This is a genomic window from Lacinutrix sp. Hel_I_90 (assembly GCF_000934685.1).
In the GTDB taxonomy this organism is placed as follows: domain Bacteria; phylum Bacteroidota; class Bacteroidia; order Flavobacteriales; family Flavobacteriaceae; genus Lacinutrix.
In genome coordinates this window covers 1-17,390 of the sequence record NZ_JYNQ01000001.1, presented here as the reverse complement: position 1 = coordinate 17,390, position 17,390 = coordinate 1, and the positions used below count along the sequence as shown (strand labels likewise).

Here is a 17,390-nt window from a genome sequence, read left to right as displayed (position 1 = left end):
CTTATTGTGCTAAAATGATTTCGAAATTTTTGTATTGCGATACTCCTGAAATCTTATTAGGTGTAACTTTTATATAGGTGTCTTGTGAAAAATAATTTTTGTTGATTTTAATCTTAGAGCTATAATCTGAATAGCTTATTTCTAATCTTGGGAAATCGACTAATGCATCTGTCTTTTTCTCTAAATGGTCTTTTTCATAAAATGAAAAATCTTTTAAGCTCGAATAGTAAATAACAACTTTGGACTGTTGGTAAGTGTTTTTATCGAGGTGAAACTCTATCCTAGATGTTGGCAAACTCGAATATTCCTTAGCACTAAAACTCAGTTTATAGGTTGTTTTAGTAACTTCCAGTGTGCCTTTATCATAATATGAATAAATTAAATCAGGATCTATTGCCTCAAGACTCGGTTGTACATCCTCTGATGATAACCCCACGAGCATGGCTTTTTCTTCCGTATTTAATTTTATGAAGCCTTTAGGCATTTGAAGATGAACCATAGCTCCAATTTCCTGATAGGTGTGAGTGTTATATTTGGCCATCAAGCCAGAATACTGCTCATAAGACTTGGTCCCTTTTATGCCTTTATAAAGGTTGTAATTAAGTGTTACTTGGTAGTCTGTTTGCTTCTTTTTTACAGCACTAAACTGATTAAAAACCTCGTCGAACGTTTGTGCACTAACACCCGTAACCGTTAATAAAAATAATAGTATAGTAATTTTTTTCATTATTCTTTGGTTGCGCTTTTAGATCGTGTTTCCTGAATGGTAAAAACCCCTTTCTCTGTTTCCTTCTTTACTCTAACCAATCCGCCTTCTTCATCATACTCATACATGGTGGCATAGTTATTCTCATCCAACTCTGCCATTAAACGTTGCGTGATGGGATCGTAAACAAAACTTTTCATGTTACCATTAAAGGGGTGAATTCTAATATCGTCGTAAAACACATCTACGCGTTCATTAGGCTCTGGTTCTGTTATTATAAATAAATCTGCTAATGCATCACAAGAAATAGTAGCAACTTTTTCTACAAATCGTGATCTTCCACGTCTTGCAATAGTAGGATTACTAACCTTAATATAAGGTGAGAGTAAATCTAAGGGTACATTATTTGGTAACCCTCGTGAGGTACTCAGTTTATAAACTTTATTGGGCAATAACTCTTCACTTGATTGTATTTTAATCTGTGTTGTTGGTATACCATCGCAGTTGGTAAACTCATTACCTACATCAACCACATCGTAGCGTCTTGTAACACCAGGGAAAACTGATGGTAAATCATCAAAGTAGGGGTCTAAATTTACTACCTGTGGATCTAATGGTTCTGGATTAGCAATAATTAATTGTGAAAATTGATTGCATGAAATTGTAGCCTGGTTTGTTACAGTTCCCAAAAGCGGTGCTACATTATTAGTTTCATTAGTTACCGTTATATATCCAGAACTAGCATTTGGAACTGGGGGATATCCAAATAATGGCGTATACCTGTATACTATATTTTCTTCTAATGGTCCATTACTTAGTATTCTATAGCTATATGTAGAGCTGGCTCCGCAATTTGAAAAATCGTCATTTAAAAAATTTATGGTATACGTTTGAATGCCAAATACCTGTGGTGGTCTAGGTACAAAATAATCACTAATATTAAAAGGTACTGTTTCTGGAGCATCAGCATTATTTAAATCGATGCGCACTTTTGTTGCTGTAATAGGCACAAAAAACTCACCAACAACACGCTGCCAACCTTCTATAATTTCTCCAGAGGGTGAAAATGAGAACGCTTCTTTAACTTGGTCTCCCTCTAAAAAGGTTAAATCTAATTTTGCGTTTTCGTATGATACCACTTGTTTATCCTGGTCTTCTTTAACCCAAGCACTAACAATGTATTTATCGCCACGTTCTAACTCAAAGGAGTTACATAGGCATTCGCCAGTTTCGGGGCTGCAATTATTTACAATATGAACTTTAATATAGAAACGTTGCGATGAATACATATTTGACAGATTACCAGTACAATTAGCTGTAAATGTGGGCACTCCAAATTCTTGAATCCAAAATTCATCTCCTTCTTCTAGTGGTGTCGTTGCAGAAATAACCCCGTTACCCGCTGCATCATAAAGCAAATCATTGCCATATTTCGATCCCCATAAGGTTAACGGATTACCCGTAACACTTCTATTTAATGATAGACTTAGTACTGTTGGATCATCTGCACTACAAAAGTATTGATCAGGATTTGTATAAGTAGTTATTAGGTCTCTTAGATTAATTGTTAAAGTTTTATATTCTTCATAATCATTATCAAAATGATAATCACCACAATTACTAGTCACTTTAAAATAGAATACTTCATTGCAATTAACTTCTAAATCACTTAGTTCGGCTACGATGCTATTATATTCGGCATTAGTAGTAATTTGAACTTTATTTCCAGCACCATCATCTTTATACATCATATATGTATAACCTAGGTATTGCAAAAAGCCTTGTAAGTCTGGTGCAGCTGTCAAACCTTCATTATTAAAATAGCCTTGTTGTCCTCTTAAAAACAAATTATACATCGCTTTGTATGTTAATTCATCTTCTTGAACACCATCGTAATCCAAATCATCTAATCCGTTTGTAAAATAGCCTCTGTCAAAATTGTGAAACACATTTGTAAATTCATTCGTTATATCAATAAAAAAAGAATTTGAATATATATCAGAACACAGCTGAGTTGGGTTACCATTAGAATCTAGTGGATTAGATGGTATATACTGTACTCTATAACTTGAATCGTAAGTTGAGCTACTATAAAAAGTCGATAGGTCGACTAAAAAATGAGAAAAAACACCATTAACAAATACTGGGTTCGTTAATGCTATTGACGTTGAATTTGATCTTCTTAACCTATACGTTCCATCAGTATGGTCTAGAGGGAAGCTTGATTCATAACTTAAAAGAGGTATTATAATCTCACTATTGACGTCGCAGACTGAAATGTCACCATAGTTATTACCTAACCTAGGCCCTACGTAAGGCTCTGCATTGGTTTCAGATACAGTTCCAATAGTAATCTGTAATGGTGAAATATTACATGTACCACCATTATTTCCAATTATAGAACTAAATCTTGGATAAAGTAAATAAACATCACCTTCATTAACATTTGCGTTACCTGTAACTAAATTACCTTGATTATCATAGTAAGATATATAACCATAAATTGAGTTAGTAATAATATTACTTAAACGTGCTTGATTACCACAAGATATTGTTATGTCTTGAACACTATTCCCAGTAAGTGGCTCATCATTACTTAATTCTATATTAAAAACTCTATCTATATTATTGTATACACTTCTTGGATCACTATTAGGATACTCTTTAACTTTTATTGCAAATGAAACTATCCTTCTTTGACGATTAGTCATATTTAAATTATTTCTTAAATCCTCTAGATTAATTTGAATAGAACCAAGTACAGGAGGTTGAGTAGGCAGAGTAACAGTATTTGTTTGCGAAGTGGAAATTAGTTCATATTCTAAATCGGCTGGTGCGACTTCACTTGTATTATTTAAATTAATTATAACTGGAGTTATTGTATAAATTCCTTGCGAAACACAAAGATTAATTCCTAAAATCCCATCTAGGTTAGTACCAGTTAATGGAACCATATCTGGATCATTAGTATTCATTAAGTAATTACCCTGTGCAAACGAAAGATTTACAAAACTAAGTAGTATTAGTGTATATATTATTTTTCTCATCTCTATTTTAATTTAAGTCAAACCTTACAACAGTACAACTCGCTGTATTACACTTAAGTTCTATATATGTATTGTCTTGAATACCATCTTCACAAGACACAATTTCTATAAAAGCATCTTGACTAAAGGGTAATGTAATCGCTCCAGTAGCAGAATCCTCTATACTAGCAAGCTCATTACCATCTCTATCTAAAACTCTTATAAAAGTATCGGCTTGATCCATAACACTATTGTAATAAATATTAGTGCAATTTGCTCTTATTAAATATGTTTTAGAGCATTCATTACTTCCAGAATCTTCAAGTAATACCTCAATACCACTAGGTATGGTTTGACATGGGTTTTCATTAACGCCATCCAAATTTTTAAGTAATGACACACGTTTATCTTTAACCACTTTTAAACTAGAGCGCCCGGTGTGTGAGTTGTTATAATCTAAAATGGCGTCTGTACTTAACTCATCTTTAAAACTAAAGTGCGCATTCACAGGTTCACTAGATGCTCCAGAGACGTTGGGTGTATAGTCGTAATCTTCAAAACCATCAAAAGCGAGTTCCTGATATTTTGTATTTGAACCCACTGCAGTTGGTAAAGTATAACGATACCCATATTGCGCAGCAGAATAACGATTTAAGGCATCTTTATTCTCTAATTCTGTACCATAAGGACTGTATGTTGTGACTTCACTTGCAAAGGTCCAATTGGTATCATTCTTACTCCAAGCACCGGCAGCATTCACTCTATAAAATGGTGTGAAGGTTTTAAAGAAGCCTTCTTTTCTTGGGTTATAACCTACCACGCCATTATTACGAGAGGTCAAATAGGCATACGATTTTATGGCGCGCCACTCTCCTTTTACATTGTGCAGATAAGGGTTAAAACCTACCATATTTATATCAGCAATATTACCTTGGTCGTCAAACAAGCCTTCAACATCATTATAAGGTAACCTAAATTCACATTGACTATTCCATGCATCACTGTACTCCACAGCACTTGCATTTACTACTTGAAAAGGTGTAAAATCTGTACTCGTACTAATACGACCAGATGCTAATGGATTTTTTTGTGTAGTTATAGAAGCCATACTCGCCATAGGTTGGTTTTTATAACCCGATCGATATACTTTAAAGGCCTTAGTATCACTTACGGTTTTAATTTGCCCGTTAGCATCCATTAATTTAACTTGGTTGGAAGCATTTCTTTCTACAACCCAGAATACACCAACACCATCTACAATAAGTCTATCCCCTTCAATTAGCGTATGATTATTAATATGTATTTGAGAGGTACTAAATGGGTGCAAAATAGAATGAAATTCACCAGACGCCTTTAATCTTCCTTGTAAATTGATATTATTACTCGCCGATTTCATGTGGTCGTAATGCCAGTTTGCAGGATAATTGAAGTTGAAATAATGATCACCGTATTCGTTTATTGTTTTTGTTAACAAGACATCTCCTGTCTGTGCATCGAAGGCTAAGTTCTCGGTTTCTACAGAGGACCCTAAATCGTAAGCAACCTTCTTAGTCATGATTCCTGTTCTATGAATAACCTTTGTTGCAGTAGCCATTTTTAAATCATTTTTATCGGTTTGAATCACTGGAAAAACAAACCCAAGTGGAATTGGAATTCCAAACAATCCCAATAAAACCGATAAATTTCCGTCAAAACCACCAACTACTGTTTCCGTTGTATTTCGTCTAAAATCTGTAATCATATCATATTGCACACCAATAAGATTTTCTGTTACGGTACCATTGGCATTTACAACATTTAATTTATTATTTAGTTTTTTACTGTTTTCTAATGAATATATATAATCGACGCCCGATAAAAATTCACCAGGTTCTTGAGATTCCGATCGTACACGTTGGCTTTTCTGCTTTCCATTCATGTCATTCGTTTCAACAGTAAACCCTTGAGACAAGGCAATGGTACTTTGCGTTTTTACCTTAAGTAATTTCCCTATAAAACCACTGGTATCAAAATTGTTGGTTATATCTGTATGATCTGTTAAGGTTGGAAAATCTCTTGATGTGTAAAATTCACTAATCACTTCTCCTGTGGCATGTTTTTTAACAACAAGTGTAGGATCATTGTCATCAACGCGTTGCAGGTTTTTAACAACCACTTTAGAATACGTGATGGTTGGCGAAGGGAATAAGGATTCTCCAATAGGTTTTTCTACATAGTTAGACTCCTTTGGGGCCTGTAAGCGTTGTGCATCATCATAAAAGGGTTGCACAATTGGATTTTCTCTAGACCCATTAGGTTCAAAGGTAGCCACACCAGAACTTAAACCTAAATCATCATTATAAGTATACTCTTGTCCGTAATTTTTTTTATAAAATTCATTATCAATATTATCGGTCATGACATCCCAATTATCATGTAATTGGATTGTTTTAACTCTTAAGCCACCGCCATATTTTCGTCCTTGAGCATGGTATAATCTTACCCAGGATTTTTCTTTTTTAAATTCTCTTGCATTTTTCTTTCGCTGTAATACTTGATTAGGACCTTGAAAAATCTCAGCAATGTTTCCAAAGGCACTCACAACAGCTTTACCAACCTGAAGAAAGTCTCCTGGACCATCAAAATTTGCATCTGGCAGATTATATACACGTCTGTTTAAATATTTTCTAGAAAAATACCAACCTGCTTTTGAGACTGGATTCACTTGTAAACCAGAATTAAAAATACCCCCTTCTCTATCTACACTTCTGAACTTAACAGAAGCATATGTTTTTCCATCTGTATGTAAATAAGTATTAATAGTCGAAAGATCGAGTATTGCGTAGCCTGTAACATAGTCAAATTGGCTTTGTGTCGTATTTAATAAAAATTTAAAATACAAGGGATTAGATTCACTACCAATATAACCTAAACCAGCATTTTCTGTATCCAACAAGTAATTTTCTTTGAAAGTTGTGGCATCTACATTTTCTGGTAATTCAATATGCATAAAATAGTTGTGGCTGGAACTATTATATAACACAGTACCTGAAGGATTATTCGCTGCCTGATTATTTACCCCAGCAACTTTAAACATTTGCATGGCTTTACGATCTTGAACAAAGCGGTAATCGTCGGACTCCATTTCCAATTCTAACTTACCGCCTGAAGGCAAATTAATAGACGATAGGGTCCAAGCATTCGCATTTTTGTCTGCTTGTTCTTTTGTCTGGTTTTGGTCTACAAAGGGAAATTCTGCAGTAGTTGGTAAATCGTTATCACCACATCCAATAGCAGGAGTCTCTTCTGGGGCTGAAGCATTTTTTTTATAATTACCCCAAATATCATGACCTTTTAAATTGTACTTAGGATTGAAAGTATTGTAATTGAATTCGTAAGGCGTGTATTTGCCCATATTAGAATTTCTATAGGTGAAATATACTTTCTTAAGTGTTAATTTTCCTTTATTAAGGTTATCATCCTCTCCGTCATTATCGCCATCATAAAATGCGCCATCGTTATTTTCTATATTAGGACAGAGTGAATAATCATATTCAAAATGCGCTACTTTAATGGGTTCGGCTGTAGATGGATTGGCATCATATTCTGGTCTTGAATACAGTCTAATACTGTCTATTTGTTGCATTCTACCTGCGCCTAGTCCTCCATTTTCTCCAGCACTACCTATAGCATCATGACGATCACTTAGATAAAAAACAGCAGTATGTGTTTTTGTTTCTATTTTCTCTAAAAACTTTAATTCTTTTGTACCATAAACATAACTGGCTTTTTGGTCTTCATCTTCTGTATTTAACCCTGCATTATATAGAGCTGTATTAGCTAAATAAGGGGTACGCCATTTATAGTCACCTGTCGTTTGATAACTAAATTTAGTGTAAGCGCCTAAATCATCTAAGGTAGGACCATTGCTTGTTAAATCTTCATAATCTGATGACAAAACAGAGCTCAATGCATAAGTGTGCGCATACGCTGGTGTGTTTATTGCGTTAAAGAAATGATCTTTCCCATTACTATTACCAGTAGTGTTCCAGCTTGTATTATAGTTGACCAAACCTGTCGCACAATTTGTATCATTATTACCTCTAGGTAAAGCAAAAGTGACTTCACGTTTGGTCTTATTGTAAGCTGTTTCCCCAAAAACATAACGACTCCCATCGCCTTTTAATATTTTTATACCTGCATGATGGTGATTTTTAGCTAATGGATTGATTTCTATTAAACCATCGCCAGCAGCATTCGCATCTTTTTTAGTAATCATTTGTATCGTTTGCGTACGCTGCAAACGATTGTCTCTTTTTACCTTGTTAATCAAACTATTTACATAGTTGATACTTAAATTTGAATTGTATTTCTTTATTTGATATTTATTATTCGTTTCTCTATTAAATTTACTTCCGACAATATCAAATTTTACAGGGGCATTATCATACATTTTATTTTCGAACAGATCCACTTCTGCATCTGAAGTCAATTCACCAACCATTTTATAATAGACCGGCTCATAGCCAATCTTCTGGTTTGGTGCTTCGCTATCATAAATAAATTTTTCAAGTGCTTGGGTGCCCCAAACTCCAGAATAACTGTTAGAGGCATTAATTTTCACATCTACACCACCTTCAGCATAAGCCCCTACTCCAAGCTCAACGCCTACGTTGCCTCCAACACCAAAATTCCCACTATTTACATCGTAAATAGTACCTACTTCACTTCTAAAGGGTCTAAACATACCACCAATGCCTTGTCCTTGCACAGAATAAATATCATAAGTGTAATTTGTCAATGGCAAAACATTAGTTCTTTCACTTACAGTACGATCATTTTCTCTATTAAAATCTAGAATACTAGTTCCTACCGCTCCATTTTCTGTGTTTAAATAGCCAAAAGCATTAATTTGTTTATTTTTTTCATCATTCTGAAGATTCTGTAATGTCGCCCAACCTTGAAGTCGTGCATCTCCTTCAAAACCAAATATTTCTACACCAAACCCAAGGTTTAAAGAAAGGTTCAAATTTGTGTAAGACAAATCATTTGCTGGGGTAAATAACATGCTATCGTTGAAAGATAGTCCTATGCCTCCACTACCTTTTGCTGCTCCTGATGCACTGCTACGTGTTGTGCCGCCAGAATTAGTATATGTTTTTGTCCCTCCTTTTAATTTTGTAACATTGGCACTAAATGTGGGTAATGACTGTCTTGAATTAAGACCAATACCTAAAGTAGTTTTAAATCCATTTACAGCACTTGTGGTCTTATCTTTCCCTTTTTGTTTTATACTAACACTTGCATTAACATTAGCACCTTCTCCATTCGTAGCGCCTACATTGAAATTTAATCCTACATTATTAGAAATATCAAAACTAGGCCCAAACGAAGAATTAAAAGTAATCCCATTATAATTATTAAATTTAACTCCTAAACTAGCGCTTAAACTAACTGGTAAAAAATCATCTGTATCAAACCCTAAAATTGGCACTCTTAAACTCGTCGTTACACCAAAAGTATTATTTGCTCTAATATTATTTTCATAGACCATTTTATCACCATTAAAATCATCTGGTAAGCCACGGACATTTCTTGCAATTTGTCCAACATTTACATTCCAACCCAGCCCTACCCAAGAGGCTTCTTGTCCCATAGCAATACCAGAATCGTAGGCCAGGTTAATAGGATAACCTCCTACATCCATGATTGGTAAATTGTAATTAAAATCACCGCTAGACAGATTCACCATATCAGAAGTTCCAATAGGCGTGAAAGCGTTAAATTCTGGCTGAGATGGCCCACTGGTTAATGCAAAAGCTGCAGTAGGCTGTACAATGGTAATAATTAATTGTAATGCTAAATAACAGGCAACAACTTTTGTTAATTTACCTTTTCTTATTTTCTTAAAACTCATGCTTTTATAACTTAAATGGTTTCTGGTTGAAACTAAATTTTATTAATCCGTTACCAAATAATTGGTCATTATATATTAATTGTAGGTTCTCATTTTCAGGGATTCCTGTAAAAAAAAGGAGTACTCTTTTAAAAGGCGCTACTTTGAAGTTACGTTCTAAAGTAGCACCAACACAAGCAATAGTATCGCCTTTAGAGGTTACTACAGAGTAGTCTTCACTGATCTTAAAAGCAGCATATTTCACCGTTTCTTCGTAATCCTTCTTCGTAAACTCGTTTAAGAACAAGTCTTTTTCTTCATCGTGAGAAAACTGAAACTCAATAATTCGCTCTCTACTATTCGCTTTACTAATAGAATCGATGGTGCTCAAATCGTTTAAGCCTTGTTGCTTTATAATGTAATATTCAATGGGAACTTCGGTAGCTGTGTAGTTTATGTTACCGATATATTGGTTGATTTTTTTCGTTTTCCAACCGCCATTAGAGAGGTTATCAAGTCTTAGGTTGATGTCTTCACTTGTAGTCACTTCATTTTTTTCCTTAACACAAGAAAGAGAAGTCACACAAAAAATTAGGAATATTACAATTCTATTGAACACCTTCGTATTTTGAATTTGCAAAAATTATAATATCTTCTGTTATATTAAATTCATCCTTTGAATACATGATATTACCATTACCAGACGTACCTAATATGATATCATATTTTTTTAATTCTCCATAGTCATTTATATAACCATTCAGGCGCTGCCATACCTGGTCACTTACAGAAGTTGTGAAATAATTTTGATACTCTTCAAGTTTGTTGTTTTCTTGTTGTAAATTATATTGAAGTAATTTATCCTCTTTTTTTTCTTGTATTGATATTTGAAATAATTGATAGAGACTGTCTACCTTTTTGGCTTGTGTCTCTATTTTATTTTTATGTAAAAGATTCATTTCTTTAGACATTTTAAAATTGTTGAACAATTTTATATTGTCAATGTAGACTTGTTTTTTTTCTTGAGGAGAAAAATAAGAAAATGCTATAAAAAGAATAAGGCCTATTATCAATAGACCATTAATGAATGGTAGGTTTTTTTTCAATGTTGGTTGCAACTTAGTTAGTCGTGCAAAAGTATTAAAAAAATGTTAAAATTAGCAAAAAAAAAAGCAGCTATCGCTACTTATTTTTTTAACAAATTGATATCTAATGCCTTACCGTTGATTTTGTACACGGACAGTTACTCATACCTTGTAGAAAATCGATACCTATGGTAATCATGTGTGTTCCTGAGTTGTATCCTGATAAATCATTCATGGTCATCTGGTAAGAATACGCAAAGTAAAATTTATTTTGCATGATGCCTGCCATAGGCCCCAGGTTTAAAGGCTCAAAAAACTGATCGTTAAGAAAACGATACGAGGCGCCAACCCAGTAGTAATTTTCATTCCTGCTGAATTTTCGGTATTTAAAGTTTATATCCGTACTTGAACGCCCGTCACTACTAAATAATTGATAGTAAAGAGAGGGTTCAAATTCAACGTTTTTATTGGACGGGCTTTTCATCACATAACCCGTATATACCTGGTAGTTTAATAGCAAACTTGGTTCTATGCCTGTAAAATTATCGATGTCCTTGGGTAAGATATTATTCGCATTTAAACTTAAATAATAGTCCTTGTAGCGGTATAGGGCCCCTACATCAAAGTTATGGTTTGATATCGAACGGTCATCAACGATACTTGGATCGACAATAGGCATTTCATAGCTACCCTCAAAGTTGTTAATGTCTATTTTAAAACTATTCAGATTATAAGAGAGTCCTAAGGACAAATACTGTTTGGATTTGTAATCTAAAATTAAATGCTGTGCAAAAGAGAACTTAACCCCTTTTTGACGCGTGTTTCCATTCTTATCGTTATACAAGGATAAACCAATACCCGAGCGGTCTGCGATTCTAAAATCGGCAAACAACGACTGGTTATCTGGCGCATCTTTGATACCTACCCATTGGGTTAAGCCGTTGGCGCGTATTCTTAAATTATCCCCAATACCCGCATAAGTAGGCGAGATTACAAAATCATTATCTGCCAAATATTGCGTCCAAACTGGTAAATTTAATTCCTGTGCATACCCTTTGAGTAATACCAGTAGAAATATATATGTTAGTACTTTTTTCATTTGGATTATTTTTTTTTAAGATAACATCCCTATCTGTTATGATTATCTATATAGTGTGAAATGACCTACAAAATCACGCTCGTTTTCTGAACTATTTAACTTCACGACATACCAGTAATCTCCAGTTGGTAATTCTTTGTCTTCATATTTACCATCCCAGTATTCTCCTACGCGTAAGACCGCTACTTTACGACCATATCTATCGAAGATATCTACTTCAAGATTTCTGTAAATCTCTGCACAGCCTGGGCCCCAACCATCAGCAACGCCGTCTCCATTTGGTGTGAAATAATTTGGTATACAAACATCTATAAACTCCATTGGTATTTCAGCTTCTGCCGTACAACCGTTATTATCTGTAACAGTTACCCTATAAACGCCTGAAGCATATATAATAAAGGTATTGGTGCTACCATAATCTTCTCCATTTAATGTGAACTGGTATGGTGTAGCACCCCCATTGGCCTCTGCTACAATCTCATTTAACCCGCCTTGACTTAAGGTTAGTGTTAAAGGAGCAAAGCCTATAATATCAAATAACTCTGTTCGTACAATACAACCATTGGTATGTCTTACATCTATATAATGTCCTACCCCTGCTGCGACATTGATAAAGACATTACTCGCTTGGTAAGCTGCGCCGTCTAATGAATAATCTACATCTGTAAGATCTGTGATACTCTCATCTACACTAACGCTAACCGTATTAGCTGCTGCATTGTCTATACACGTATAATCAATGACCACTTCTGGGTCTAATCTTACCGATTCTGGGAAGGTGATATTCCATTCTGATTCACAACTCGCGCTATCACGAACATAGACAATGTGGTCGCCACCTGCTAAGCCTGTAAAATCAAACTGGGTTTGACCTATAGCGCCTACCGTGTAAACGCCATTATAATCGTCTAAACTTACACTGTAAGGTTCTGTTCCGCCTGAGAGCTCTATACTAAACTCGCCATCATTATCGCCTTCACAAACCTCTGGTATAATTGAATTAGCTACAATATTAAGAAGCACTGCTGCTGGTTCTGATACCGTGAAATTAATAATCACATAACAGCCTAACTCATCTTGTACAATAACATCATAAGTGCCTTGTGATAGATTATCAAATATATTCGTCTCAAAAAATTGATTCAACTGTGGTGAGATGGCATATTTTATAATCCCTGTACCTCCTGTAGCCGTGATCTCTATCGTACCATTATTAGCTCCAAAACATTGAACATCTGTAACAACGAAAGTAACTGCTAATGGGTTAGCTGGTTCGGTTATTGTTATTGGTGCTGTGGTAGACTCACAATCGCCGCTATCCACATGAACCACATAAGTCCCTGCCACTAGTTCTGTAAAGATCCCTGGGCTGTTTTGAGTCGCTGGTATTGGATTTCCTGATGTATCTTCTAAGGTATACACATAGTTGCCTAAACCGCCTTCTGCTGTTGCACTTATCATTCCTGTATTATCTCCAGCACAGTTAATGGTTGGATTAGAGGATACTAAATTAAGGACTAACGTTGGTAACGGTTCTATAGTAATGTCATTCGATACATTAGAGATACAACCATTGGCATCCTGAACATAATAAGAATACGTTCCTACTGGTACTGAAAACGTGGTCGATGATACAAATGAACCTAACACGGTTGTGAAGGTACTGTCTTCACTATAGCTGTATGGCCCTGTGCCTCCATTAGCATTCAGGGTTAGCGTTGACTCCGTTAAACAGCTTTGTGTTGCGTTTACTACTAAACTCGCTTCTACCTGAGTGGGTGGTGATATAACGATATCTACAGAAGTCACAAGACAACTATACCCATCGGTAACACTAACACTATACGTGCCTGCTCCTAGCCCATCAAATACTGGTGAAGATTGAGGCCCTGAGGCGCTCGGTACTGGGGAGGTCGTGTTTAATATATAAACATAATTACTGCCTTGTCCGCCAGTGACATTACTTACCGTAATACTCGCATTGGTATCTCCAAAACAAGGGAGCATCGTAGTACTTGGTGTAAACGTTGCTGTTATTGGTGTTGGTTCATCAAGGGTCACTGTATCTGATGCGATACAGCCTGCTGAATCTATAACGTTTACTGTGTAAGTTCCTGCTGATAAGCCTTCAAAGGTACCATTAGTAGAATATGGCACTGTAGCTGCCCCTGTTAACTCATATTGATAATTACCCCAACCGCCACTGGCAACCGCGTTAATAGTCCCTTGAGTATTGGTACAGGTAACATTGGAAGTTTCTGTAGCTGTTACTGTTAGAGCACTAGCTGGTGAACCAATAGTAACCGTATTGGTTGTTGTGGTACAAAACGGACTGTCGGTTTCTACAACTTCTACGGTGTAATTACCGCCTGATAAGCCTGTAATCACTTGTGGATTTGTTGCTGTATTAGCCGCTACTACTCCTCCTACCGAAGTTCCTGAAGCGTCAAAGACTTCATAAGTATAGTTACCAGTATAGCCACTTACATTAATTTCTAAGGTTCCATTGGTATCTCCAAAACACGTTACTGGTGTCGTCGCTGTCGCTACGGCATCTACTGTATCAAACGGAGCCACTGTAAAAGGCGCTGTTGCAAAGGTACAACCCGTATCTAAATCATTCACCTGGAAATAATAAGTGCCAGGGGTTGTGATCGCAAAGATATTTGAACCTTGTGCTGTTCCATTTGGTAACATCTGGTAAGTGAAATTCCCTGAACCTCCTGTAACAGTAATAATCACCGAACCGGTAGTATTACAGTCTATTGGCGAATTAATTGTTACAATAGCATCTGTTATTACTGGTAATGGTGCGATGGCAACAGTATTTGTTGCAATACAGCCATTAGCATCCTGTACATAGACCGTAAAGTTTTGCACGCTTCCTGTATCGCTAATGTCAAAAATATTGGTCGTGAAATAATTAGTACCGTTAATACTATAAGTATAAGGTGCTGTACCACCTGTTTCTGTAATGGTTATGGTAGACGTATTCACTGAATTATTTGCTGCACAAGCAAAATCTGTTGCTGTGGCTGAAACGTCTAATAAAACAGGTTCACCAACCACAACATCTGCAGTTTCTAAACAGCCTCTACCTGAATTTACCTGTACTGTATAGGTACCTGCTGGTAATCCTGCAAATACATTAGAGTTTTGCGGGCCTACAACTATAGGTGCCGTTATCTCATAAGTATACACTGGGTTATCATTACTCGCTGGTAAAGTAACCGTAATCACACCATCACTACCGCCGTTACAACTTACATCGTTTACAGACGTAGTGAATGTTACCGGTGTTGCTGCCCCTAAGGTTAAGCTGATGTCTTCTGTACATCCCGTTGTAGTATCTGTCATCGTTACCGTAAACGTCCCTGATGGTACGCCTGAAAACACATTACCTGCAAAAGTAATTCCTGTATTTGGGTTTATAGAATAGCTATAAGTACCTGAACCTCCTGAACCGGTTACCGTAATTTCCCCGTCATCATCTGAACAGCTTGGTAAAGTGCTTATGCTTGCTGAAAATTCTAAAGCTGGTAAAATATCAACAGGGATTGTATTGGTACACCCATTGGCATCTCTTACCGTTACAATATAGTTTCCTGAGCTGTTCACCGTAAAGGTTGGACTCGTTTGGAATCCGTTGCCTATACTATATTCATAAGGGGCTATTCCACTACCAACGTTTACTGTAAAGGTATAGTCGTTTGTTGCACTTGGGCATTGACTTAATCCTGAAATTGTGATTCCTGAAGGCACTGGGTCTGTTGCAATAGTAACGGTTAATGGCGTTGTAATAACACAAGCATTACCATCTTGAACATACACGTCCCATGTCGTTGAAACCGCAGGATCTAAAATCGCTGTATTTGAAGACGAATAAGGTCCTGCTGGACTACCGCTTACTACAAAAGAGTATGAATATGGAGTTATACCGCCAGAAGCAATAACACTTACTTGTGCTCCCATATTACAGGTCGCATTAATATTCGTATCTAAGATTAAACCTAAGGCTGCTGGTTGTGCGACATCAACTGATGTTGTTGATTGACAACCCGTAGTTTCATCGGTAACTACTATTGTTTGGGTGCTTGGTCCTGTTAAGCCAGAAACCGTAACCGTTGGACTTGATTGCCCGGTTACTGCTGGAGCCCCGTTAATAGAATAGCTATAAGTCCCTGCAAAGTTGGAAATAGTAAATAAGACTTCTCCATTTGCTCCTGGATTACAAGTCACATCGCTAATTAATTGGCCTGTAACAGTAATATTTTCAACGTCTGCAACAGTGTATAGCTCTTGGTAAGTACACCCATTGGCATCGGTTACTTGGAAAATATAGTCATCTGCTGGTAAGCCAGTAAATATTCCTGTTGAAGCGCCCGTTGTATTAGTTGTAGCACTTGCTGGTGATAGAATTTCATAACTCAATGGTGTTACACCATTGGTTGTTGTTAACGTTACATCACTAGTAGACACTAAACAGGTAATTGCTGTGGCGCTAAAGTCTAAGTCGGTAGGTGGATCCAATGGATCTACGTTTACTGAACCTGGTACTTCACAGCCATTAGCATCTCTTACAATATAATTAACCGTTTGAACGCTGCCATTATTATTAACCGTGTAAGTATTTGTTGTGGTAAAGCCATTGCCATTAAAACTATAGTAATAACCTGTTCCTGTTCCCGTAGGCGTCCCATCTTGTCCTAATACGGTGATTATAGTCTCTACATCACAGGTCGTATTTACAGATAATGTAGCTGAAGCGCTTAATACTGTTGGTTCACTTATGGTTATTGGCGCACTTGCTTGTGTACACGATTGCGCATCTATTACAGTAATAATATAAGTAGTCCCTTGTGATAAGCCTGTAAATACATTTGAATTCTGAAGGGCTCCTGCGTCCAATTGGTATTGGAAAGGACCAGCTCCTCCTGTAACAGTTACGCTAATACTACCATCACTTCCGCCATTACAGCTTACATCGGTTTCTACGGTAGTAAAAACAATAGCTGGAATTGGATCTAAAACATACGTTGTTGTGGCTTCACATCCCGCGCCATCTGTTACACTAAAAGTGTAGGTACCTGCAGTAGTAGCGGTATATACATTAGAACCCATTGGGCTATAGGTCGCACCACCATCGGTGGATACTTCATAGGTATACACGGTATCTCCGCCCGTTGCTGTTAATGTGATAGTAGCATCAGGGGTTGCTGTACAATCTAAGTCCTTAGTTAAGGCTGCGCTTAATATCAGCTGGTCATTAACAACATAAGGGGTTGTTGCTACACATCCATTATCATCTTGGATGCTAAGGGTATAAGTCCCTGGTGTTGTTATTGTAAAGTTTGGACTGCTTTGAAATGGACCTCCTATACTGTAAGTCGCTGTTCCATTATACGTTGTGCCTGATAAGGTAATATTTAAAGGAGAACCTACATAACATTGTGCGGCTACTGGATCTATTGTTGGTACTGCATCTTCTGCAATTATTACCGAAAGTGGGAATTCACAACCGTTAGCATCTCTAACTATGATGTCCCAATTGGTCGCTATAGCAGGATCTAAATTAAGAACATTATTGCCATTAAACACT

7 protein-coding genes are annotated in these 17,390 nt (G+C 36.4%); all 7 read right to left on the bottom strand.

Going from position 1 to position 17,390, the window contains the following annotated elements:
• Window position 1: 1 nt before the first annotated feature.
• Window positions 2–727 (bottom strand): hypothetical protein, encoded by a 726-nt coding sequence (locus GQ46_RS00035; protein WP_044397231.1) that lies wholly within the window; start codon window positions 725–727, stop codon window positions 2–4.
• Window positions 727–3,753: a hypothetical protein gene (locus GQ46_RS00030; protein WP_156133058.1), complete on the bottom strand. Its 3,027-nt coding sequence runs from the start codon at window positions 3,751–3,753 to the stop codon at window positions 727–729. The genes GQ46_RS00035 and GQ46_RS00030 overlap by 1 nt, the downstream gene beginning before the upstream one ends.
• Before the next feature lie 7 nt (window positions 3,754–3,760).
• On the bottom strand, window positions 3,761–9,628 hold the full coding sequence (locus tag GQ46_RS00025) for a hypothetical protein (RefSeq protein WP_044397227.1): 5,868 nt from the start codon (window positions 9,626–9,628) through the stop codon (window positions 3,761–3,763).
• Window positions 9,629–9,632: 4 nt separating this feature from the next.
• Window positions 9,633–10,190, bottom strand: coding sequence for a hypothetical protein (locus tag GQ46_RS00020; RefSeq protein WP_052503360.1), 558 nt, complete (start codon window positions 10,188–10,190; stop codon window positions 9,633–9,635).
• Between the two features lie 25 nt (window positions 10,191–10,215).
• Window positions 10,216–10,713 (bottom strand): OmpH family outer membrane protein, encoded by a 498-nt coding sequence (locus GQ46_RS00015; RefSeq protein ID WP_044397223.1) that lies wholly within the window; start codon window positions 10,711–10,713, stop codon window positions 10,216–10,218.
• 103 nt (window positions 10,714–10,816) lie between these two features.
• Window positions 10,817–11,791 (bottom strand): type IX secretion system membrane protein PorP/SprF, encoded by a 975-nt coding sequence (locus GQ46_RS00010; RefSeq protein ID WP_044397221.1) that lies wholly within the window; start codon window positions 11,789–11,791, stop codon window positions 10,817–10,819.
• A 42-nt stretch (window positions 11,792–11,833) separates the two neighbouring features.
• Window positions 11,834–17,390 (bottom strand): T9SS type B sorting domain-containing protein (locus tag GQ46_RS00005; RefSeq protein WP_052503359.1); only part of this gene is annotated, 5,557 nt, incomplete at its 5' end.

What these genes read in the sequence shown, in the direction of transcription:
- GQ46_RS00025 (WP_044397227.1), bottom strand. Translation starts at nt 9,628, where the DNA reads ATGAGTTTTAAGAAAATAAGAAAAGGTAAATTAACAAAAGTTGTTGCC.
- GQ46_RS00010 (WP_044397221.1), bottom strand. Translation starts at nt 11,791, where the DNA reads ATGAAAAAAGTACTAACATATATATTTCTACTGGTATTACTCAAAGGG.
- GQ46_RS00030 (WP_156133058.1), bottom strand. Translation starts at nt 3,753, where the DNA reads ATGAGAAAAATAATATATACACTAATACTACTTAGTTTTGTAAATCTT.
- GQ46_RS00035 (WP_044397231.1), bottom strand. Translation starts at nt 727, where the DNA reads ATGAAAAAAATTACTATACTATTATTTTTATTAACGGTTACGGGTGTT.